Annotated in this window: 3 protein-coding genes; all 3 read left to right on the forward strand. The window is 28.8% G+C overall.

The window, feature by feature from the left end:
* The coding region (locus tag ACI3VO_RS00005) for a butyrate kinase (RefSeq protein ID WP_439755943.1) at positions 1 to 627 on the forward strand (627 nt) is incomplete at its 5' end.
* Positions 628 to 661: 34 nt separating this feature from the next.
* Positions 662 to 1,480 (forward strand): MerR family transcriptional regulator, encoded by an 819-nt coding sequence (locus tag ACI3VO_RS00010; protein ID WP_439755944.1) that lies wholly within the window; start codon positions 662 to 664, stop codon positions 1,478 to 1,480.
* Between the two features lies 1 nt (position 1,481).
* Positions 1,482 to 1,966, forward strand: a 485-nt coding sequence (locus tag ACI3VO_RS00015; protein WP_439755945.1) for a phosphate acyltransferase, incomplete at its 3' end; no start/stop codon positions are given.

The raw sequence follows: 1,966 nt of genomic DNA on the forward strand, positions 1-1,966 counted from the left end.
GACAGACATTGTTTAACTCACGCTTTAAATACAAGAGCTATGGCAATAAAATATGCAAAAATGAATGAAAAAGATTACAATGATTTAAACTTAATAGTTGCACATTTAGGTGGTGGAATCAGCTTAAATGTACATGAAAAAGGTCGTATGGTGGATTTTATATCTGATGAAGAAGGTCCTTTCTCACCAGAACGTGCAGGGAAGCTACCTGTGACTAGAGTAATCGATTTATGCTACAGCGGAAAATACAATCACAAGGAAATGAAAAAAAGAGTTAGAGGTCAAGGAGGAATATTCTCTTATCTAAATACTGTAGATGCTAGAGAGGTAGAAGCGAAAATAGAAAGTGGAGACGAATACGCCAAATTAATATACGATGCTATGGCTCTTCAAATAGCAAAGGGAATAGGTGAATTAGCAACTGTTGTAAATGGTGAAGTAGATGCTATAATTATTACAGGAGGAATAGCTTATTCTAAATATATGACTGAAAGTATTAAAAATAGAGTTAAATTTATTGCTCCAGTAGAAATATTGCCAGGAGAAAATGAATTAGAGGCTCTTGCGTTTGGAGGACTTAGAGTTTTAAAAGGAGAAGAAGAAGCTAGAATTTATAAAGAAGATTAATAGACTTGAGTATAATTTTAGGGGCGTGTGGTAGATGAAAGAATTTTTTACTATTGGTGAAATATCAAAATTATTTAATATAAACAAAAAGACACTTAGATATTATGACGAAATCGATTTGTTTAAACCGAGCTATGTAGATAAAAATAATAAATACAGATATTATTCAATAGACCAATTTGAATGTCTAGAAACTATACAGTACATGAAGGAATTGGGGCTTACTTTAAATAAAATAAAATATCACTTAAATGATTTAAATTTAAATAGTATAATTGATTCCCTAGAATATCAAAATCAAATTATAGAAGAAAAAATAACTGAATTAAAAAATATGCAGCTAAATATCAATAAGAAAATATCTCAAATAAAAGATGCTACACAATTAGATTTTTTAGATCAAATAAGAGAATTCGATTTTGATCAAAGATGTGTAATCGAATATAGAGAAAAAATATCTTACAAAGATGTTGAGCTATTAGTTAGAAAATTAGCTCAGGTATCATCTTATAAGATATCACTAACTTATGGTGATGTTGGAATATCAGTTTCTAAAGAAAATTTAAAAAATGAATTTTATGAAGAATACGACAGTGCTTTTATGACAGTTGAAGAAGGTCTATATGAAAAAGAACTGATAAAGATATTTCCAAAGGCAAAATATTTATCTATTAGATATAACGGATATCATAACGATGCTCCAAAATATTATAAAAAATTGAGAAAATACATAGATGAAAATAATTATGAAATAATAGATGATTCAATTGAAATACAATTAGTAGACCCAAGTCTTATAACCTGTGAAAGTGAAATGGTTACAGAAATACAAATACCAGTAAGGAGAAAATAAAATGATTAAAAAATTAGATCAAATGCTAGAAGTTTTAAAGGGCAGTGAAAAAGTAGTTTTATCAGTTGCAGCTGCACACGATGAAGAAGTACTACTTGCTATAAAAAGTGCCGCCCAAATGGATATAATAACACCTATATTAGTAGGACAAGAACAAAAAATAAGAGAAATCTCAGAAGAAATAAAATTCGATTTAAATGGAATAAAAATAATAGATAAAGAAACTATAGAAGAATGCGCTGAAACTGCCGTTAAATTAGTTTCTTCTAAGGAAGCTGACTTTGTTATGAAGGGTCTTTTAGATACTTCTGTAATATTAAAGGCCGTTTTAAATAAAGAATGGGGACTTAGAACAGATAGCTTACTTAGCCATGTTATGGTTTATGAAGCAGATTTTTATCCTAAATTATTAGTTACAACAGATGGAGGAATGAATATAGCTCCTGATTATGAACAAAAGGTAAAAATACTTAAAAATGCTATAAA

The sequence above is a fragment of the Intestinibacter sp. genome (assembly GCF_051866655.1).
GTDB lineage: Bacteria > Bacillota > Clostridia > Peptostreptococcales > Peptostreptococcaceae > Intestinibacter.

Excerpts from the sequence above, each read along its gene's own strand:
- ACI3VO_RS00010 (WP_439755944.1), top strand. The coding sequence starts at position 662 with ATGAAAGAATTTTTTACTATTGGTGAAATATCAAAATTATTTAATATA.